13 protein-coding genes and 2 pseudogenes are annotated in these 21,268 nt (G+C 52.2%); 7 read left to right on the top strand and 8 right to left on the bottom strand.

Annotation, left to right across the window (positions count from 1 at the left end):
- Window positions 1-210 precede the first annotated feature (210 nt).
- From ABF979_RS09395 to ABF979_RS09365, 7 genes are all read right to left on the bottom strand, one after another.
- Window positions 211-1,614: a diguanylate cyclase gene (locus tag ABF979_RS09395; RefSeq protein ID WP_415559374.1), complete on the bottom strand. Its 1,404-nt coding sequence runs from the start codon at window positions 1,612-1,614 to the stop codon at window positions 211-213.
- A 107-nt stretch (window positions 1,615-1,721) separates the two neighbouring features.
- The gene (locus ABF979_RS09390; protein ID WP_415559378.1) at window positions 1,722-2,780 is read right to left on the bottom strand and encodes a glycosyl hydrolase family 8; all 1,059 of its coding nucleotides are present in this window, start codon (window positions 2,778-2,780) and stop codon (window positions 1,722-1,724) included.
- Between the two features lie 49 nt (window positions 2,781-2,829).
- The gene (locus tag ABF979_RS09385; RefSeq protein ID WP_202208163.1) at window positions 2,830-3,168 is read right to left on the bottom strand and encodes a hypothetical protein; all 339 of its coding nucleotides are present in this window, start codon (window positions 3,166-3,168) and stop codon (window positions 2,830-2,832) included.
- Between the two features lie 43 nt (window positions 3,169-3,211).
- Window positions 3,212-3,643 (bottom strand): cellulose biosynthesis protein BcsD, encoded by a 432-nt coding sequence (gene bcsD / locus ABF979_RS09380; RefSeq protein ID WP_215751150.1) that lies wholly within the window; start codon window positions 3,641-3,643, stop codon window positions 3,212-3,214.
- Window positions 3,644-7,489 carry a cellulose synthase subunit BcsC-related outer membrane protein gene (locus tag ABF979_RS09375; protein ID WP_415559372.1) on the bottom strand — a complete coding sequence of 1,282 codons (3,846 nt, stop codon included), beginning with the start codon at window positions 7,487-7,489 and terminating at the stop codon, window positions 3,644-3,646.
- Window positions 7,486-12,042: a UDP-forming cellulose synthase catalytic subunit gene (gene bcsA / locus ABF979_RS09370; RefSeq protein ID WP_415559370.1), complete on the bottom strand. Its 4,557-nt coding sequence runs from the start codon at window positions 12,040-12,042 to the stop codon at window positions 7,486-7,488. The genes ABF979_RS09375 and bcsA overlap by 4 nt, the downstream gene beginning before the upstream one ends.
- A 201-nt stretch (window positions 12,043-12,243) precedes the next feature.
- Window positions 12,244-12,522, bottom strand: coding sequence for a hypothetical protein (locus ABF979_RS09365; protein WP_415559368.1), 279 nt, complete (start codon window positions 12,520-12,522; stop codon window positions 12,244-12,246).
- 435 nt (window positions 12,523-12,957) lie between these two features.
- On the opposite strand from ABF979_RS09365, the gene ABF979_RS09360 reads away from it, so the two are divergent.
- The gene (locus tag ABF979_RS09360) at window positions 12,958-13,650 is read left to right on the top strand and encodes a recombinase family protein (protein WP_415559367.1); all 693 of its coding nucleotides are present in this window, start codon (window positions 12,958-12,960) and stop codon (window positions 13,648-13,650) included.
- A gap of 384 nt (window positions 13,651-14,034) precedes the next feature.
- Here ABF979_RS09360 and ABF979_RS09355 read toward each other — a convergent pair.
- A pseudogene (locus ABF979_RS09355) lies at window positions 14,035-14,925 on the bottom strand (DDE-type integrase/transposase/recombinase).
- Window positions 14,926-15,471: 546 nt separating this feature from the next.
- Between ABF979_RS09355 and ABF979_RS09350 the strand changes: the two are divergent.
- The 6 genes and pseudogenes from ABF979_RS09350 to ABF979_RS09325 form a co-directional block, all read left to right on the top strand.
- Window positions 15,472-15,744, top strand: a pseudogene (locus ABF979_RS09350) (transposase); the annotation flags it as partial.
- Window positions 15,741-16,772: a LacI family DNA-binding transcriptional regulator gene (locus ABF979_RS09345; RefSeq protein WP_415559365.1), complete on the top strand. Its 1,032-nt coding sequence runs from the start codon at window positions 15,741-15,743 to the stop codon at window positions 16,770-16,772. The pseudogene ABF979_RS09350 and the gene ABF979_RS09345, both read left to right, overlap by 4 nt.
- Window positions 16,773-16,972: 200 nt before the next feature.
- A complete protein-coding gene (locus tag ABF979_RS09340; RefSeq protein WP_415559363.1) occupies window positions 16,973-17,977 on the top strand; it encodes a Gfo/Idh/MocA family protein in 1,005 nt (334 codons plus the stop codon).
- The gene (locus ABF979_RS09335; RefSeq protein WP_202208156.1) at window positions 17,974-19,389 is read left to right on the top strand and encodes an MFS transporter; all 1,416 of its coding nucleotides are present in this window, start codon (window positions 17,974-17,976) and stop codon (window positions 19,387-19,389) included. The genes ABF979_RS09340 and ABF979_RS09335 overlap by 4 nt, the downstream gene beginning before the upstream one ends.
- Before the next feature lie 110 nt (window positions 19,390-19,499).
- Complete coding sequence (locus tag ABF979_RS09330) at window positions 19,500-20,291, top strand: 2-keto-4-pentenoate hydratase (RefSeq protein WP_415559361.1); 792 nt, start codon at window positions 19,500-19,502, stop codon at window positions 20,289-20,291.
- Between the two features lie 26 nt (window positions 20,292-20,317).
- Window positions 20,318-21,250 (top strand): 2-hydroxyacid dehydrogenase, encoded by a 933-nt coding sequence (locus ABF979_RS09325; protein ID WP_415559359.1) that lies wholly within the window; start codon window positions 20,318-20,320, stop codon window positions 21,248-21,250.
- The last annotated feature ends 18 nt before the right edge of the window (window positions 21,251-21,268 follow it).

Below are 21,268 nucleotides of genomic sequence, written 5' to 3'. Positions count from 1 at the left end.
GATTAAAATAGATATTATTGATTATCCTCTCTCCTGAAGAAGAATGTATTTTCCTGAAGCCTGAAATTTTTCATGTTATAGATAACACAAATATGAGGTGTGAACCGCTCAAAAAGCTCCAGATTCTATCGATGAAAGGCAGCAGCCACAGCGTGTGGAGATACGGCCAAACTATTCCAGGCTACTAAACATCCATCGGACACAGCACACTTACTCTGCCAAGCCATCCGAATGAACGTGTCTGCCTTTGCTTACATGCCAGCGGTTTCTACCTGCCGCCTTGGCAAGATAAAGGGCTCGATCTGCATCCTCGATGAGATGACGATAATCCGGATGGCCAGCAAATGTGGCGATGCCAAACGATGCAGTCACGCGAATATCGATTTCGTTGACTGTCAAAGCAGTATTTTGCTCAATCGCTGTGCGAATACGTTCCGCGATTTGGATCGCTTGTTCTTCCTGAGTTTCGGTCAGGAGAACAAGAAACTCCTCTCCTCCATATCGAAAAATAAAATCACTCATCCTGCACTGTGCGACCAGTATTTTAGCGACGTATCGCAGTACGGAATCACCCACAACATGCCCGAGTTTATCGTTGACGGACTTGAAGTGATCGATATCCACCATCAGAATACTGAAGGGAATATGTCGCCGTAGAGAAAGGGAGACTTCTCTACCAAGAATGGTCGGTAAGAAACGTCGGCTCAGTGTTTTGGTCAATGGATCACGGCCATTCTCAACGGCTTCCGCCGTTTTGAAAAGCTGGTCCATCATGTAATGAATTTCTTCCAGCGCGCCTTGAAGGGCTTTGATTGCCTGTGGGGGCGCAGGGCGCTCGGAGACCAGCTTCGGAACAAGCACATTATCAACGTGTTCTACGGCCTTCGATACAACGTCAATTTCTGACGCGCCTTGAAACAGAACACTTCCCTTGTGCCTTAACCAGAGCCCAAATGCAGAGTCTGAAAGAGTATTGGCAGAGTCTCCCCCATAACAGATGTCGAGAAGAAAAGACTGTCCCCACTCCAGCAAAGCGGCCCGTTGCGTCTCTCGTTCAAGACTTATGTCTTTGCCCAGTGACATGAGCCGGAACGCCTCATTGACCTCAACTTCTTTGCGCGTTCCCTGTACAAAAGCCAGGCTCATGACCTCGATCGCAATATCGATCATATCTTCCGCATATGCGATGGCCGCGGAATATTGGGGTCCGTCCAGTCCCAGTGCCTGAATGAACACGCGCAGTTTCCTTTTCAGGAGACGGGCACCATGCATCACCACATGAATCGGGATCTGAATACGCGCATGCGCGGCGCCAATCTTCTGCTGAGTCTGCACAAGAATACTGGCGTCCGGCGCGTCGTGAGAGAAAAGCTCTGCCAGCCAACGCCCCAGTGCTGCACGAAGGCGCGTATCAACAATTTCATTCGAAAGAAACGGGGCTGCATCAGCGTTGTTCAGAAGCACTTCATAAAACCTTTGCACGCAGTCCACCGCGTGCTGGTCTATCACCCCTGCTACAATTTCCCGCACAGGGGCGGGCGTCTGGGAGATCAGTCCCTGCCACTCTTGCTCGGCGATAGAAGGCTCTTGTACTTCAGAGGCATCAGTAGTCATTAAATGATTTTCCGTACAGTTCTGGGGCAATTTTTCGAAAGGAACTGCACAGCAGCACCCCATGATCTTTAAACACAAAAGCAGTTCTGTCTCGTCATTTCCCCGCCTTAGCGCAAACTTTGTGCCGCAACGATGTTCGAGAGAAGGACAAGTGAAGCAGAGTAATAATCAATGCTTCTGCTCAACACCGGGCTAAAGCCATTCTCAAACCCACAGGCTGCGCCAATGGCATGAAATCCCTGGGGGGCCGCATAAGGCGCTGTTTCATCTGTCTTCAGGTCGATCCAGGCAGGCAGCCCGCCTGACGTGTAGGCATGCCAGTAACGCACAAACGGGTTTGCAATATCCCGATCCAGCATGCCGCCCCATTGAAGATATAAAGGAACCCGGATCGCATCATACGAAAACCGGGGTGGCCAACCCGAAGCGATTTCCGGCACGTCCCGATCCTTTCCAAGCGTGAGCCAGTCAGGTGGCAGGCCCCATCTGCCAAAACGAGCCTGCCGGAGCAGAGCCATTCCGTCATGAATAGCTTGCGCCCATATTCCGGTATCGTCGAACTCCTGTGCGGCCTGCATGGATGGAATAACGTAGTAGGACATGTTCAGTGTAGCTTTTCCGGGCGACAAAAAACCCGAAATACCCGGAAGAAGGACAAGGCGACCGTTGAAATTTACGAGAAGTTTCTTCCGAATGCTTGAATAGATCTTCTTTGCCTGCGTCAAAAGATGTGGCCGCTGCCATTTCCTTGCAGCGCTTGTCAGGGCAAAGGCGATCAGAAGATCACCATCTGTCGCGTTGTTATGGTCAGGCACATGCGGGACAGAATTATTGATATACCGCCAGGAGAAGAGCGCATCCTGTGGCCTGCGGAGCGTCGTGGCGGTCCAACTCCAGAGCCTGTCAAAAGACGTTTGATCATCGAACGCAACGGAGAAGAGCATCCCATATCCCTGCCCTTCACTATGGGAGGCGACACCATCATGAGCGTCGATGATACGCCCGTCAGAGGTCATAAAGCGTTTCTTGTAATCTTCCCACAGATCATCTGCGGTCGCAGCAGAAGCATACGATCCGGTCGCCGCCAGAAATGACGTACAGAAAACTCCTTTCATGACCATCCGCCTGTTGAAGGACTCTATTGCCATGGTGGGATCACGCATCATGTTCTTCACTGAATATATCCTGTCTGGTACTGTCGCGCTTGAAGATTACTCAACGAAAAATCTCGTTAAGTCCCTTTGCGGGCATGCCGCTTGTGATCCTGTTTTTCTCCAGCATCGAAAACACCTTGGAGAGTGGAATGCTACGGGCATCCGTGAGGAAATTTTCAATCGGCAGGGCAGTACTCTCCGTGCTGCCGTCCTGAGGACGCAAAGTCACTTCAGGTGCAGGGAGAGGCTTCGACGCTTCAACGTGTTCGGCTTCCTCCACAGGCGCCTTCACGTAAGGTGTCTGTGGAATGAAAGCGATGTTATCGAACGAACGGTATCTGAAATCCGGCTTTCCCATTGCTTTGCAGAGTGAAGGAACGTCGGATGAAAACTGGGGCATGCTTAATCGTCCTGGCTCATGAAGCGACCGGTCGCGGTTCTGTTCATTGTCCGTACTCGAACAGTAGACTTCCAATGGAGTTGGCCGGCGTCTGAGGGTCCCATGTTATTCGGCAGCCTTCCGCGGCATTGGGCTGATCCATAAGCCATTGCTCATAGAGGCCCGCCAGACATGCCGTCAGCCAGCTTCCTGGCGGAGTACCCGTACTTCCCAGTGATGGCAGACCATCATGGGTCAAACGAAGGCGTGCCTGGGTTTCTGCCAGAGAAAGGCTCGTTTGCCCCCACCCAAGCGTGGCAAGCTGGACGTTCATTTCCAACTCGAGGTTGAGCAGCGTTTTACATGGCGGCAATGTCACGCGGCACGCAATTCGATGCCCGACCTTCCGAAGAAAATTGTCCCGCGCGTCCGACCCGGCCTGTTGATCGAATTCCCGAGCCAGCTCTGTAAGAAGCAATGTAAAATCAATGGCCATTCAACGTATTCCGGAAAAGTCATAGTGAACGGACAGATTCACATCCGTCTGATTCCAGGGACCCGACTTCTGGTAAAGAAAACGACCACCAACCTTCAGATCAGGCGTAATGTGGTAATAGAAAAGCGCATCTATACCGCCTGAAATTCCAGACGAAGATTTCGCGGGATCACGATAGTTGTACTGGCTCAGCACACTTGTAGAAACACCACCGCAGGGTGTGATTGTTGACCCGTTTGCAGCAGCGAGTGCTTGCTGTTGCACACAATCCTGTGCAGCATCGTAATTTGCTCTTGCCTGTGTCTGATAGCGACTGTCTCGTGGAAAAAGCAGTGTGCTGCGCTGACGATACGCCTGGAAGCCCCCAAAACCGGAAGCCGCCCAATCCCACGCCCCCTTATGTCCTGCATACCGCACCGGAATAGTCAGAGAAAAAAAGGACTGTGGCGAAAAATAACCGCCATTCCCGGGGGTATAAAGAAACTGGTTGTTATTATACCTGAACCAGTCGGCATCCGCACCGATATGAACTTTGTTCATACCATCGTCGTAGATACGGAAACTGCCTCCCACCCCGGCTTCATAATTAACATTGGACTGCGTGTTACGACCATAGATGTAAGCACTGCCCCCACCTGCATACAGAGAAAAGGCATCATCTCCGTATTCGAGCTGTGCATGAGCTCTATTTTTGGTCACCCCGCCCCAGGTCCTGTGCTGGGTTACGTCGCCCAATGTCTCCGTCTCACGCAGACCTGCATAAGAGAGAACGCTATCTGCGATGGCACGTCGTTCGAATGTCGTATGCAGTATAAGATGAGGCGCAATCTGAGGGGTTAATTCAATCCCACCCAGAATGTTGGTCACAGCAAAGCCCAAAGGCGAAGTGCCAATATCCGCCCTCAACCAATCAAGAGCATAATAAAGATTTGTACCTACGCCATAAGCCGAGCGGCGACGTATTGCGTCACCGTAGCAGGCAGAAGTTGTCTGGACGTCTTGAGGCGCACAAGTCACCGCTGTCGTCCCGGTTTTCCATAGCCCTTCCCGATAATCCATAGTCCCCGTGCCGGAGGCGAGTACGGTGGGATCCAGAACGATACCCAATCGTCCCGAACCCACCGTCATGGCTCCTTCCATCTTCAAATCAGCACGGGAAAGCTTGGTCAAGCCGGTCCCGGAACGTCCGAGAAAGCCGGGAGTAATATCCACGGTCGGCGCATAAGTCTGACTGACGCGGCTTTCATCTTCCTGAATGCCACTCAGCATTGGGTCCTGCTCCGCCTCGGATTTGCCGTGATCCTGCTGCCGGAATGGATTGACGTCCTCAACAAGGCCTCCATCCGTCCGTCGAACCTGAGCGGCACGGAATTCTCTGGCCCGGGCAAGATCTTCAAGACTTTCGCGCCAGTTCCCATCCATCTCGGCCACACGAGCTGCCGCAATCCACGCACGCGGATCGGTGGGCGCACGCTCCTTGAGAGCTTCGGCATTAACTCTCGCTTCGTCTTTTTGGCCAGCCTGAGCTTCGAGTTTGACCAATGCTAGTCTGGCTTCCAGATCATCAGGGTCACGATTGACTACCGCACGTACAATTTCATCCGCCTTGGCATTTTCCTGCCGGGCTTCATACAGTCTAACGAGCGCCATACGGGCTGACGTGTCAGACGGATTATCCGCCAGAACGGGCCTGAGAGCTTCATAGGCCTCCGCCTGATCGCCCTTCGCATTCAGCTGATCCGACCGCGTTACAGCCAGCCCTGTTGTAATATCGTGGCGCTCACGTTCCTCTTCGGGAGACAACTGCGCACCTGCAAGGCCTTCCATCAGGTGTCGTGCTTCTTCTGTCCTGCGAACCCCTAGGAAGCTCCCCGCATATGCCAGTCGCTGCTGTGCCGTCAGATGGGAGGTAGAAGACAAGAGGCTCCGGAGAAAAAAGATAGCGAGAGCAGGCTTGCCTGCACCAACCAGTTGGCTGGCAACGCCTGCGCCCCTTATCCCGGTAGGATCGCTCATAGTGTCGGCAAGTCTGCGGACATAAAAGCGGGCATCGGTCTCATCCGCCGGCAGAGTGGCGATGCGGTCGTGATCTTCAAGACGCATCTCAACCTGTCTGATGGATTGCGTCCGTGCCTGTGCAGGGAATGTTCGAAGAAGCTGTCTGATTCTGTCGAAATCATTGACCTGACTGCTAAAAAACACTGCAGCCTGTAGCTGTTCAGCCGTCAGATGACGATCTGTCGACAGGATGGGCTCCATGACTTCCCGCGCTTCCTGCTGGCGCGAAGACTTCAGAAGCGCTTGAGCCAGATGAAGCCTGATCCACGGGTCGTCTGGTTTTTCCGCTAGAGCTGAAGTCAACAGGGTTACCTTTTCCCCGGCGTTATCCGCCCGGTCAGCTTCCGCCTGTAGATCAGCCGCACGTATATCCTGCAGGAAACGGTTGCCCATACCCGGAATACGTCGGGCGAGTGCCTGAGCCTCACTCACCCTTCCATCCGAAGCCAGAAGTCCACTCAACCCCTGAAGCGCTGCGATATTCCCGGGCTCTGAAGCAAGAACACTACGATAGCCTCGCTCGGCTTCAGCCGTTCGCCCCTGCCTACGATCCATGTCTGCGAGTTTGACTTTAAGAGCTGTTTGGTCTGGCGCGACCTGCAACGTGTCTACAGCGAGTTGTCGTGCTTCGTTATAACGCCCCGTAGCAATCAGACTGTCTATCCTGTGATAGGTGCCCGCCAGCTTCGAACCTGCCAGGGCTTTCGTCCAACGCGCGGCCTCGGCAGGGTTCAGTTGCGATGCCCGGTTCAGAAGTTCCGTAGCTTCGTCCGAACGCCCCTGCCGCAGACGCACAAGTCCGAGCCCCCCGACCGCGTCCGCATCGTCCGGATGGGTCTGCAGCACTTCACTGAAGTCACTTTCCGCCTGCTGAAGATTGCCACGGTCCAAAGCCTGAAAACCTTCAGTGCGCGTCTGGGCCAATTCTTCACTCGGGGCATGCTCTGCCTGATGTCGACGTTCCAGTACATCATGATCTTGCGGCAGGACCGATAGAAAAGCATCATAAAGTGGGATGCTTCGAGAGGTCGGAGGAACCCAGTAAAGTGCTGTTCGCCAAGCTCTCATGACAGATGTTCGCTGCTCTCTTGAAAGAGCCGTAACACCTGCCAGACCTTGCAACCGTTTCATTCCATCCAGACGAGTGTCCTCGTTCCAGGTCAGAGCTTCAGCATATCCAATCTGAGCCGCAATATTGTTATGATCAGTGCGGACCAGTGATCGCAACCCGGCAATACCCTCGTTTCTCAATGGCTTGGACGCAGCCATCACCTGATAATATTCCAGTGCATACCCTCCTGGCGGACCATTCGGAAACAGACGCTCATAAACGCGCACTGCTTCTGTCGCCTTCCCTGAACGAGCGAGGGTTCGGGCCTCCTCCAAAAGCGGGCCAGAAACAAGGCTTCCCCTCATAACGGAATCCAGATTTTGTGCCGCTTTCGGATTGATTTTCTGAAGCGTCTTTAGAACTCTTTCCGAAGCCTCAACGTCACCTTTCTGAGCAGCCCATTCTCCCTCTATTTCCAGAACGCCTGGGTTCTGAGGAGCAATCTGCCGCGCCTGAGCCAGTGTTTCTGCCGCACGATCATACTGACTGCGACCAAGCCAGTACCTCGTCTGTTTTAACAGAAGCTCGACGACCTCCCCCTGATCCGTCGGAATCGTCGGAAGAGTAGCTGCCTGTTGAGCCTTTGCATCTTCTGGCAACCAGAAGAACACACATTGGGATAGACCGGAAAGAAGCAGGGCAGACGTCGGTAACGACGGCAGGAAACGAGCTTTCATTGCGCCTGAACGCCCTGATCGGAGAGTTGCACCTCATCCATGACACGTTTGCGCAGCATTGCCTGATACATGACTGCTTTATGCAGACTGCGTCCGATCAGAAAGATGGCAACGGCAGCAGCGACAATGATGCGGAATGGGTGCTCACGGAAGATACGCTCGATATTCACCCAGAAAGGCAGACTACCAACGGTATAGGAGATCCCATTGCGGGACGCGACAACATGGCTGCCATTAACGACAGTCAGATCCCCCTGAATTCCCCGCTGTTTTTCTGGATCGCGCATGGCATGAACCAGTTCATCCAATCCCTGCGGTGTCCCGGACAGCATCATGACAAGCGAGCGATGCGATGCATAAGGAGAGCGCGCTGCCATAAAAGCTCCCCCACTCTGCAGACTGAGCGCCCCCTGAAGCTTTACTGTACCTGTGTCAGAAACGGCATTTCCTGCAAGATCGGCAAAGAAATATCGCACCCCATCCAGCATTGTTCTCTGCCGGAAATGAAGCTTGCCATTTTCAAGAGTATAAGGTGTTGCCGACAATAGAGATGCATATGACCTGTCCGAGCCAAGCGTTCCCATCACCAGCACGTCCTGATCGGGAAAAGTCTTGCCCGAGGCTAGGACGCTCTCGCCAATCAAAGTCATTTTGTCTGCGGGATACCACGTATAGGAGCCAATGGTGCCCATCAGGTCCAGAAAGGCAGTCGTTACTGCAGTATCCGGATGATCAGGAAGGCAGATTACCGTTTCGGAAAGGTCTGCAAGGCGCGTAAAGGGAAAGGCGCTATTTGCGAACATTGCGAGATTGGGAAGTACGGCAAAATGGTACGCCCGCCTGAAATCAAGCGTGGAATCAGGATCAATGCTGATCGTGATATCCTGACCGGATGCGGCAATTTGTGTATTCGCAGCCGGGCGACCGCTAAAATAGAAATCAAGCTGGTTCTGCGCATACACCCCCCAAACTGGAAGTTTGATCCGGTCCTGCTGCAGGGTAGAAACCGACGGGAAGTAACGTGAAATCCATAATGGTAGAAGCGTCGGAACTCTCCAGGAGTAGCTCCGCAGGTAAAGGTTGTTGAGGCTCACATCAACATGAGACCGGTCCAGGTCAACAATTGCTTCCAAGGGACCATTGATGCCAACCTCGGCGAGAAATGGCTTGTCCCGCCACGTGTAGAGATCAGGCAAGATACGGAACGGAATACTCAGTGTGCCAGGAATATACCCGTGGCCCGTGAGAGCAGCATCACTCACCAGCTCGCCAAACCGGACTACCCGGCTTGTCGGTATAAATGCCGGTGCATCGTACGGATTTCTGGGCATGGTTTCCGGTGCGCTGACACTCTGTGACGCATTTTCGGAAAGTGCTTCCGGTAGAAATGCAACGGCACGCGCAGCTTCCTGAACCTCTTCCACTGTACGACCAGTAACAACCAGTACGGTTCCATTACTATCTTTGGGGTTGGCAACTTCAGCTACAAAGGGCCCTTTGACAGAGGCTGGAAGCAGCAGTCCGGCTGGCAAAAGACCTGCTGGAGCGATGGCCACCGCATTACCGCTCAAAGGAAGATGTCTGCTGACAGGAAACGAAATATGCCGGACGTCGATAATCTTTCCAAACCAACCTGCCATGATCGCAGCGCCCCGTAGGTCCCCCGGAGACTGGTTGTCAGGAAGGACAAAAGGCAGCACGACAGGATCGCTCGCCTGAATGTCCAGCAGAGGTGCGGGAAGACGGTTGAGATGACGCTGGGGCGGCAATGGTACGGTGGTCAGCGTCAGAGAGGACATACCTCTGATTTCGGCCCATATATCAGTCGTTTTTTGGGGCAGCGCAGGCGTTTCGTGATCCGGAGACGTGCTTCCCAAAGAAAAGGTCAGTGTGTTCTTTTTCGTGAAAAGTACGGGATCAAGGTCAAAACTAAGGGCGTCAAAAGAAGCGCGAGAGCGATCCAGAGTGATCGTTCCAACATACTGATCATTGAGACGTATCGTGATGGCCCCGCCTGTCGCGGCAAGTTGCGGTGAAAACGCTCCACTCAGGACAAGGCGCGCCCCTGTGACAAGACGGGAAGATGGAACTGAAAGGTTGACCCCCTGAATGGAAGCCCAAGGCAACATCCGTAGAACAGAGGGCGTTCCAAAATGCATGAGAGAAAAGGTTTGCGGCGTTGCCCCTGCAAGCGGAGGCATGACAGGCCCCGGCACATTCGTAGTGGTTCCTATATCGGGCAGAGGAATATTGTCTCCTGCATCGGAAATCGGAGATGGGAGAGCCTGAGCAGAGGCCTGCCCACTCATCGCGATGCTTGTCATCAGACCGATGATCAGGAGGGCAGCAGTCGAACCTTGTTTCATGGGACGAAGCACTATTCTCTCGCGTTTTTTCTTGCGGGCGGCAGCAAAATCCTTTGCCTGCTGTTCAGCATTCAGAATGCGCTTGTCGCGCTCAGCATAAGAATCAGGATCAGTTCGTTTGAACAGTGCTCCGAAACAGCGCAGAAGTAGCCACGCACTCCGGAGCGGACGATCTGGCGCATAGTTATCCCAGCCAAGCCATGCATCTGCCCGACCAAACATGAACCGTACAATCACCGCTTCTTCTCGTGGCGAAGCAGGCGTCCAGCGCAGGCTGACCTCGTCCTCTTCGACAAGGACAATTCTAGCAAGCACACCGGTCTCATCTGACTGCAGACGAAGACGGACTGCCATATCCGGGCGGATCATGCTTGCGTCTTCAGGCGGAACGTGAAGCCTGCAACCGCCTCGTGAGACATCGATCGTAACGCCTTCGACGAGGCTACCGTTCTGCAAATCGACCGTCAGCGGAAATATCGCAGCAAGTCTCGGGCTATGCCTTATCTGACGTGTCTCACGCCCAACCAGGATGGCGCCAAAAACCAGGAGGGCATTCAGCGCAGCCCAGAAGCAGGTCGTCCATAACGCATTCAGAACCATGACGTCATGCTGTCTGAAAAAAATTCTCCACACCCCTGAAAGAACAGCGATGGAAAGCAGGATCAGAATAACAATCTGCGGCCAAATGGCGCGGATATCCGTATATTCCTGCTTAACCAGACCACCTTTGTCGGTCACATTAAAGCGCCCGCGGCGTGGGAAGAGCAGCGTCATGAAAGTAATTGGAGCGATGAATGGCGCAAGCGCGATGTCGTAAACTTCGCTCCAGAATGAATATCGCCAGTTTCTCTGGACGTGAGAAGCTGTTGCAACCGAATGGAAAAAGTGCGGCAGCACATAGACGGCGAGTGCCATAGGAGATGCTGCTATCAGCGTTTCCCCAAAGAAGAGATACGCGAGAGGCGCAAGAAGAAAAATGAGACGAGGGATCGCGAAGAGAAAACTCATCGTGGCAGACAGATAACAAAGCCGCTGGGCAAATGTCAGACCCGGTCCGAACAGCGGATTATCGACACGAAAAATTTGCGTCATTCCTCGCGCCCAGCGCGCACGCTGACCGATATGAAGGATAAGACGTTCCGTTGCCAAACCGGCAGCCAGAGGGAGGCGCAAGTAAGCACTAGACCACCCTGCTCTCTGCATCCTGAGAGCCGTGTGACAGTCTTCTGTCACTGTATCGGTCGCGACCCCTCCTATCTCCTCCAGCGCCGTTCGTCTCAATACTGCACACGAACCGCAGAAAAATGCGCTATTCCAGAAATCATTTCCCGGCTGAAGCAATCCATAAAACAGATTACCCTCTGGAGGGACGGAAAGCCCTTCTGAAAGATTTCGCTCAAATGGATCAGGAGAATAAAAATAATGAGGTGTCTGAATGAGGCCAATACGGCGATCAGCAATCATCCATCCCATCGTGGACTGAAGAAACGCTCGTACAGGAATATGATCGCAATCGAAAATCGCGATGTACTCACCTGATGTGAGAGCAAGCGCGTGGTTTAGATTGCCAGCTTTTGCGTGAGAATTATCAGGACGCGCGATATAACCAGCACCACAGGCTTGAGCGAATTCAAAAAATTCACTTCGATGCCCATCATCCAAAATATAAATATTTAATCTATCTGCAGGCCAGTCCAACCCCATACAGGCCAAAACAACCATGCGTACTATTTGAAGGTCTTCATTATAAGTGGGAATATAAACGTCGACAGATGGCCATTCTTCAACTTGATCTGGCAATGCCATCGGCTTGCGCTGCAGAGTATGCAATGTCTGAAAATAGCTCAAGACAAGCATTATCCCCGCGAAAAATTCGGCAAATATAAGAGCCACACTTAAGGCAGCCTGAGTGAAATCTTCAAATTCAACCGTCTCGGTAAGACGCCAGACAAAATATCTCAGAGAAACAAATAGCGACAGCAGCTTAAGAATAATCGCCGCATTGTCATTACGTACCCTATCTACAATAAAAAATGCTATAATACCTGCAACGGCAAGAACGGCTTGATTTTCCACTGAAAGAGGAATTGTTGCAGCGCCGCCAAAAAGAAGCGTTCCGCCCAGTGTGGCAAAGACAAGGTGGCGCGCTCTTATAGAACGCCACGCGGCAAGAGAGGACACTACCATTTCGCATCAAGATCCGAACTGAACTGTAAAAATTTCGATTACCCGGACCTTTTCCGCAATAACCTGTTATATGACCCGAAGACGAAGGTTAAGAACGACGAAGATGGGATTCCAAAACTCAATCTTAAGAGAGACGCAGCAATGGCGTTACGCTCTCAGCGATTTGGGCGCATTCAGCACCATTGCAATTTCTTAGATACTTCACAGCGGCGGGGTCCCTGTTGGACCACAATAAACCTCGAGTGCCAGACGTTCATCAGGAGCAAGCTCTGCTAAAGCTGCACAATGATATGCAGACCCACGAGCGGCCGCTTGAGCGACATGCCACCACGCGTCCAGATCGCTTTTCCCCCCACATCCGCGTAGTCGGGCACCTGTGCCGCAATCGTATTCTATGAACCAGCCTTCACTTACAGCCCGTGCCATGTCGAAGTTTCTCACATACCACTCGACTGACTGAGCCTTTTCAGAGAAAATCATTTTCATTTTTTAACAATCATCTCTGGAAGGCAGTTTTTTTGTACAAATCAGTCGGCCAAATTCGATGACCAAATCGTCTGCCACGTGCCGATCAACCACTTCATATGTCAGGGCATCATCGGTCAAATCCTGTCCATTAAAAAGGAAAGACATTCCCCCTGAAACACCCACCAAACGATCATGTTCTTCTGTTAGAGATCCCCTTACTGACGGACCAATTTGTCCGCCACTCCCGTCTTGTGAAGAAACTTTTTGCAACAAAAATTCCCAAGATGCCAAAAATGGTCATTTCGGGCAAAGGTTCGAAAATACCCGAAACTCAATTAGGGATTCCCAGAAAATGGCCGATTTTCTAACTTCGTCTGCGCAGAAAACTGTCTCAAATCAGGCCGGAACAAATCGACCGTTTTTGTCAACCTCGTCCCTTCAAAATTCATGAAGGTAACTACAGAGATCTTCAACCAACGATCCAGTTTGGAAGGTCATTTATTTGATGTATTTGGAGTGGTTTATATGATCATCGGCTACGCTCGGGTTTCTACAGAAGAGCAAAAACTGGATCTGCAGATCCAGGCACTCCGGGCTGCTGGTTGTAGTCGCATTTTCACTGATCAAGGAGAATCAGGTAGTAAATTTTCCCGCTCAGGTTTGGACGCAGCAATGCAACATCTTCATGAAGGCTGCACCCTGGTTGTCTGGCGACTTGACCGACTTGGACGCTCTTTGTTTGGGTTAGTTCAACTCATGGAACGGTTAAGCAAGAAGGGAATACATTTTCGTTCGATAACAGAACACATTGATACTGCATCCTCCGGCGGCCGGCTAATGTTCCATATGATGGCTGCATTAGCCGAATTCGAACGATCCATCATTGCTGAAAGAACCCGAGCTGGCCTTGCCGCAGCACGCGTGCGAGGTAAGACGTTGGGCCGTCCTCGTCTACTTTCCGAACAGGATCTGGATATCGCGTTATCTCGCCTGGAAGACGGGACCGAAGGCCTGACCGATATTGCCCGCTCTCTAAACGTATCCTCCAGGACGCTTTCGCGGCGCCTTACAAACGCAAAAATTCGTAAAAGGACACCCCCTCAAATCTCTCCGCTCCATGATACCTCTTTATCTCAATAACTTGCAGGAAACAGGCCGATCAATCTGGAACTACAGGACGCACAACATGAAATAAAAAAACTGACCGATTTGGAGGAAAATAGCTTCTATCTCGGCATACGGTTCGCTTGCGGTAATTTCAGCTGGATTGCGCCTCTTCGTGGAACGGATTGTAAAGCCGTAAGCAAACTCTATTCTTTTTTTAAACGGTTGCGGCCGACAGCATTGCCTCTTTCGCGATAACAGCGACGTTGAGCCTGGGAGTAGTTGGCCGCAAAAGCATGCGCTCTTTCGTAACCGCCTTGAAGGCCTTAATCAGGACAAGCACTCGGTCGATACCGGCCGCAATTTTCGCAGAAATCCAAATCGCGCGGCCCCGAATGATGGCTCCGTTTGCCTAACTGTTTAGTTCCGCGGTTTGATGGACTTGTATCTTTCTGGCTCTGAAGTCCATATTTTGCAGACATATTCGTAAGGTGTGAGCCCATTAAGGGTCTTGAGCCTTCGTCCGAAGTTATCGGCTGCCATGAAGTCGCTGAGGTGTGTCCTTAAATGCTCATGGCTGTCGTAATGGAAGCGCTCGACGGTTGCCTTTTTGATTGTTCGGCTCATCCGTTTAACCTGACCATTGGTCCATGGGTGATTTGGTTTCATCAGACGATGTTCGATCCCATGCGCTTCAGATCATGTCGAAGCGCATGGGACGCGACCAGGCCGTATTGCGATTACGGAGTTGGTGAGCGAACTGGATCCCATTATCGGTCAGAATAGTATGCCCCCGGTAAGGAATGACGCTTAGGAGATGCTCGAGGAATTCCCAGGCGTTCTTCGGTCGGCTTTCTCGACCAGATGTGTGACAGCGAATGTACTTGTCCGGTCAATGGCAACGAAGAGATACAGCTTGCCTTCAATAGTCTGGACCTCGGCAATATCGATGTGAAAAAAGCCGATAGGATGGCGTTTGAAACGCTGTCGTTTGGGCTTGTCTCCCTCCATATCCGGAAGTCGGGATATCTCTTGACGTTGAAAGCAGCGATGCAGGGCCGAGCGTGTCAGATGGGGAATGCTGGCCTATTGGGCATAAAGACAGTCATCCAGCGGTAGCAACGTATGCCGGCGAAATGCCACGATCATCGCTTGGTCCGTCTCGGAAAGGACCGTTGATCGGGGCTCTTTTGGTCCCGTCTTCTGGTCTTCGACAATCTGACGCTTCCACCATTTAACTGGAGGGTTGATCCCAAGCTCCTCGCTCAGCGCCGCGAGCAAAGCCTGCGATCGCTGTAGTGCTGCTCGCACGGCGGCCGTGGTCTTGGCGCTGCCATGACGTATCTGTCATGTTCTGGCTATGAACCCTTAGCCTAACAAAAATTAGCTATCCTAAAAATTTCTGAATACTTATTTTTCTCAATCATTCAAAAAAGAGAGTTTCTATTGTCGTCAATTTTCATAATATCGCACCATGATCATCATTAAATATTGATTCTGACCAATTCCGAAACTAGGGCCTGTTAGGCCTTGAATGACAACCAGGGCTGCATAGCTGTTTATTATGAGCATGATGCAGTCTGTCTTTTCTGATATCCCATGGTCCGTCTGGGAAACTTTGATCGAGGAAGTCCGTCCGAAGGACAAAATTCCACCGAAGAACCTTCGACGGACGATATCCGCGATTTTCTGGCGCCATTAGAACGGCGCGAAATGGCGCGCCCTTCCGCCTGAGTTTGGTCCCTAGTGGATCGTGGCATAACTGTTCATTCGATGCTCGAAACTCGGTGTATGGTAGCGCCTCTTTGAAAAGGTCAAAACAGGGGCCAGGCCCTCGGCACGGTTTTTCTCGATGGCACAAAGGTCTGCGTAGCCGCAGACAGACATGGCAGGGCATTGTCCTTTACGCTTTCGCCCGGACAGGCGCACGAATTACCGTGTGCCTACGCCCTACTCGAGAATCTGCCATACCCACCGATCTATGTCGTCTGCGATCGTGGTTACGCCTCACACAAGTTACAGGAGTATTTTTGGAGCCGGGGAGTAGCTATGATCAGACGTTACCTGTATCTGCGTTGGACTCTTCCTTCTCAGAATTCCTTTGATCAAAACGTCATTACGGTTTCATGAAAAAACCTGGTTCTTTACAACCTGTCAGCCTTCTTGCCGTTGCGCGTGAAGCTGGCGTGTCCAGAGCGACAGCCTCGTTGGTCCTGCGCCAAAGTCCTCTGGTTGCGACCGAAACGCGCGAGCGTGTTCAGGAGGTCATGAAACGTCTTGGATATATTTACAATCGGGGTGCAGCAAACCTCAGACAGAACCGGACTCACACAATTGGTCTCGTCCTTCCCAATATTGCGAACCCCTTTTTCAGTGAGCTGACAGCGGGAGTTGATGAGATCAATGATACCAATGACGTTGTCTGCTTCATCGCCAATAGCAATGAATCAGCTGATCGCCAAGCTCGCCAGTTACAACGGCTGCGAGAGCACAACGTTGATGGGGTCATCATCTGCCCTGCTGTGGGAAGTTGCCAGACGCTTCTTGACGATCTTGAGCGGTTAAAGCTGCCTTTCGTGCAGGCTCTCCGGCAAGTTTCTTCAGATGAGAGTGACTATGTGGCGGCCGATTACGCTGTCGGTATTGAGAAAGCAGTAACGCATCTCGTTCGGACTGGGCGCAGACGAATCATGTTCGTTGGCAATATGAACGTTCATTCTGCCGCCCAGGCTCGTTGTGAAGGTTTCATGCGAGCGATGGCATTGCATCGCCTCCCCCAAACACTGATTGTTCCGGGTGGAGCAGAAAATACCTATGACGAAGCGGTGTTTGATACGCTGCTAAAGTCCTCCGATCCTCCTGATTCAGCGATCTGTTATAATGATATCATGGCCTTAAATGTCATGAACCGTCTTCAGGCGCATGGTATTGCCGTGGGTAAAGAGTTTGCAGTTATCGGGATGGATGATTTGCCTCAAGCATCGGCGTCTTATCCCGCTTTAACGACCATCGCCACCGGTCCTCGCGATATCGGTCGAGCCGCTGCGAATCTTCTTCAGGCTCGACTTGAAAACCCCGAGCGTTCAAGGGAACATATTATTCTCTCTCCCCAGCTAATCATCCGTGACAGTTGTGGCGAAAATGCTCACCTAAGGTGATGTCTTTCCCCACCTAAACGACGATACGATCACAAAAAACGTGATACAAAATCGTATAATCACACAAGAGTGACGTTTGACTAACGTTATTTATGTGACTTTCTCTCAAAATTAGCGTTCCTTGTGTGAACTACGGTCTTTTAGATCGATCTAATTAAAAGTTCTGTTTCGTTGCCATAGATGAAATTCAAGGAGGGCTTATGACAACACCCATGAAATGGGCTCTGATTGGGGCCAGTAATGTAGCACAGGAGTGGATGATTGATGCCATTCGCTCGCAGAAGGAAAGTATAATCTGCACTGTTTTCAGTCAGAATGCGGACAGAGGAAAAACCTACGCGCAGGCCAATGGTATTCCCTGCAACACAACGGTGCTTGAGGACATTCTGCAAGATCCGGAAATTCATGCAGTCTATATTAGTTCCCGGAACGAGTTCCATAAAGATCAGGCCCTTGCTGCCGCGCGTGCTGGCAAGCACGTTCTCTGCGAAAAGCCACTGGCTTTATCGCTGAACGATGCTCAAGACATTGTCCGGGTCTGCCATGAGATGGGTGTCGTTCTTGGTACCAACCATCATTTGCGCTGTTCCGCCGTACATATCGCCCTCCGAGAGCAATTGCATACTGGAACAATCGGGAAATTAAACGCCGCTCGCGTTTTCCATGCCAATTATCTTGCCAAGGCGATGGATGGATGGCGCTTGAATGCTGCCGGGGGTGGGCTGATCCTTGATAGTACCATTCATGACATTGACACGCTACGCTTCTTGCTAGGGGCCGACCCTCTGTCGGTGTTCGCCATGACGCAGAGTGGACGGAAAAGTGTCTCTGGCATTGAAGATGGCCTTATGGCCGTCATGCGCTTCCCCGGAGATGTCCTCGTGCAGATCCACGGGTCTTACGCTGTTCCCTATGCTCCGGGGGGCGTAGAGCTTTATGGGGACGAGGGAGCTCTTATCGCACGGGATTGCATGTCCCAGAAACCAGTAGGAAGTCTTTCTCTGCGGAACGCAGAGGGTGAACATCCAATCTCCCTCACCCACCATAATCTTTACCGCTACAGTGTCGCTCGTTTTCTTGCCGCTATAGATGGCAAAGGAACACCTGCCGCAACAGGTGAGGATGGGGTGGCATCTCTCAGGATTGCACTGGCCCTCAAAGAATCCGCCCGGACAGGACGGGAAATAAAGGTCATCCCATCATGAGCGCAACCACGATGACGACGTCTCTTCCCCTTGATCAGGAGCGGCCCCTGGCTATGACTGAAGCCTTGTCACAGCGTCCTGAAATGGCGCCCGAAGAACTACGCCGTGCTGCCTGGACATGCTCTGTCGGAAGCGCCATGGAATATTACGATTTCGCGCTCTACAGTCTGGCCTCTGCTCTGGTGTTCGGACCCCTTTTCTTCCCAAGCACCATTCCTGGCATGGGGCTGGTTGCAAGTTTCGCAACCTATTTCATTGGGTTTGCAGTCCGACCGATTGGCGGCGTATTTTTCGGTCGACTGGGGGACCGTCACGGACGCAAAAAAGTCCTGCTCCTGACCGTAACCCTCATGGGGTTGGCAAGTGCTGCCATCGGCCTCATTCCGTCTTATGCCACAATTGGCATCGCAGCCCCTATTTTGCTTGTCTTAATGCGCATTTTACAAGGATTTGGCGCGGGTGCTGAACAGGCCGGTGCGGCCGTCATGATGACGGAATCTGCCCCGAGAGAGCGCCGTGGATACTTTGCTGCCCTTCCCTTTCTCGGGATTCAGATGGGAACGGTCGCGGCTGGCTTGATCTATTTTGGTATGCTTACAGGTGTACCAAATATTGCAGAGACCTGGATCTGGCGCGCGCCATTTCTCGGAAGTGCATTTCTTCTCGTCATTGCTCTCTATATGCGGCTGAAACTGAAGGAATCCCCAGCTTTCGCAAAGCTGAAAGAAGAGGAAGAGCATGAAGAGGTCATGCCAATCCGGCAGGTCCTGACGACATCGTGGCGCCCCATCACGGCCGGTCTTGGCCTACGCATGGCCGAAAATGGCGGCTCATCCATCTATCAGGTGCTGTCGATTAGCTACCTGGTGCATACGGTCGGGATGAGTAGCAAATGGGGCACCCTCGCCCTGATCGGCGCTGCATTCGTGGGTGCCGTTACCATTCCGGGAGCTGGATGGCTAAGTGATCGCTACGGACGTGTCCGAGTATATCGTGCATTTGCCATCTTGCAGGCTGTCACCGCTATTCCTGTCTGGTATGTCTTCAGCCAAGGAAACCCGGTTCTTTCGATGATTGCACTGTCCCTGGCTCTGGGCGTCGCAACCTGGGGGATGTTCGGTACACAAGGCGCCTTCCTGCCTGAGATGTTCGGGGTGCGGCACCGTTACACGGCCGTTTCGTTTACGCGTGAATTTTCATCCGTAATTGCAGGAGGTGTTTCCCCCATGGTCGGGCAGTTCCTGATCACGATGTTCGCGCGTTTCAATATCGGGGGTGTCGCAAGCGGGAAGTTCGCATGGATACCACTCGCAACCTATGTGATCTTTCTGGCGGGATTGGCCGTGCTGGCAACGTTCTTCATTCCTGAAACTAGAGGAAGAGACCTGATGTCTCAGGACGACGTGTTCTAAAAAATCCTTCCCTGATCCAGCACTATTCCTAATCCTTCCTTTTTGATTTCCACCTGAAATGCAACCGAACCTTCCGGACGCATCATGCTCCATTTATGTCTGAGGTTAACATGAAATCTGATGTCTTCTCTCCCTTATCGGATGCATTGGCACAGTATGCAGACCTGCTTCTGGGTGCGCGCAAAAATGGCCATTGCCTGCAACAGATCCCGGCGTCTTCTGCCCCTCAAGATGCAGAAGACGCATATGCTGTACAGGATCGGGTGGCACGTACTTTGACTTCATCTTTTGGATCGATCCAAGGGTGGAAAGTTGGCGCCCCTACGCCAGACAGCGAGCCATTCTGCGCCCCTTTGCACCAGAACACGATTTTCTCGGGAAATACCAAACTCCCCGTGGGTTTATGCCGTCTCTATGGTGTTGAAGCTGAAATCGTTTATGTTTTCGGAGTGTCTCTGCCGCTGCGCTCCACGCCGTGGACAGAAGAGGATGTTCGTAAAGCCATTGTCAGCGCACACGCAGCGATTGAGATTTTCGATACCCGCTTCTGCAAACCCGGATCACAATCTGGCCTGACCCATCTTGCGGATCAGGGAAACCATGGAGCTCTGATTTACGGAACTCCTCTGGATGACTGGCAACGTCTTGTACCCGTTGATGAACCAGTCCGTCTCATTTTGAACGGTAAAACGGTCATTGATCATACAGGTGGAAATTCTGCTGGTGATCCAATGCGCCTTCTCGTCTGGCTCGCCAATCATGCTGCCAAGAGAGGTTTGCCCATACAGGCGGGGACTGTCGTAACGACGGGGTCCATGACTGGAACTGAATTCGTTCCTGCAGGCACGGTCGCAGAAGTTCAGATCGGCCCATTAACGGCAGTTTCCGTCACGCTCCCTTGAAAAGAACTGATGAAAGGTTTGCGGTCATGAAGCCGGAACTACTTCTTGTTGAACCCATGATGCCTGAAATCGAGGCTCTTCTCGATGCGGCTTATACCGTTCATCGTTATGACGGATCAGTCATTCCCTCTAATGTTGCCTCGCGCATTCGGGGGATTGCTACAGGCGGCGGCACCGGTGTGCCAGCAGCGCTGATGAGAACTCTGTCGAACCTTGAAGTCATTGCCATCAATGGGGTGGGAACGGATGCCGTTGACCTGAAAGAAGCGGCACGACGCGGCATTGGCGTGACTACAACCCTGAACGTCCTTACGGATGATGTGGCGGATCTCGCCATGGCGCTCATGCTGTCGGCAATGCGCGATCTAGTCTTAGGAGATCAGTTCGTACGGAACCACCAATGGGGCGTTGGTCAGCTTCCGCTCGCTCATAAGGTCACTGGACGGAAACTTGGAATTGTCGGCATGGGACAGGTCGGACAGGCTATTGCCAAGCGTGCGCGTGGTTTTGATATGCCCGTTTCCTATTATTCCCGCCGTGACCTGGCGTTGCCAGACGCACCGTTTGTTCCTGACCTGCAAGCGCTCGCTGAACAGAGCGATATTCTGGTCGTCGCAGCTTCTGGCGGTGCACAGTCCCGGCATCTCATTAGTCGTGATGTCATGGAAGCCCTCGGTCCGTGCGGTCTGCTCGTGAATGTTTCCCGAGGCAGCGTTGTGGATGAGCAGGCCTTGGTAGAGCTACTTCAGCAAGGAAAACTCGGGAAGGCTGCTCTGGACGTGTTCGAAAGCGAGCCGAGGGTTCCAGAAGCCCTTCTCAAGATGAAAAACGTCGTTCTACAGCCACACCGCGCCAGTGCTACCGTGGAAACACGCCTTCAGATGGGCCAGTTGGTTGTCGCCAATCTGGGTGCTCATTTTGCGGGTGTGCCTCTCCTGACGCCTGTGCAGTCAATCTGATTGGGTCAAGGACAGGCG

Origin of the sequence: Gluconobacter sp. (assembly GCF_047723935.1) — a bacterium.
In the GTDB taxonomy this organism is placed as follows: Bacteria; Pseudomonadota; Alphaproteobacteria; order Acetobacterales; family Acetobacteraceae; genus Gluconobacter.
This window is presented reverse-complemented; position numbering and strand designations above follow the sequence as displayed.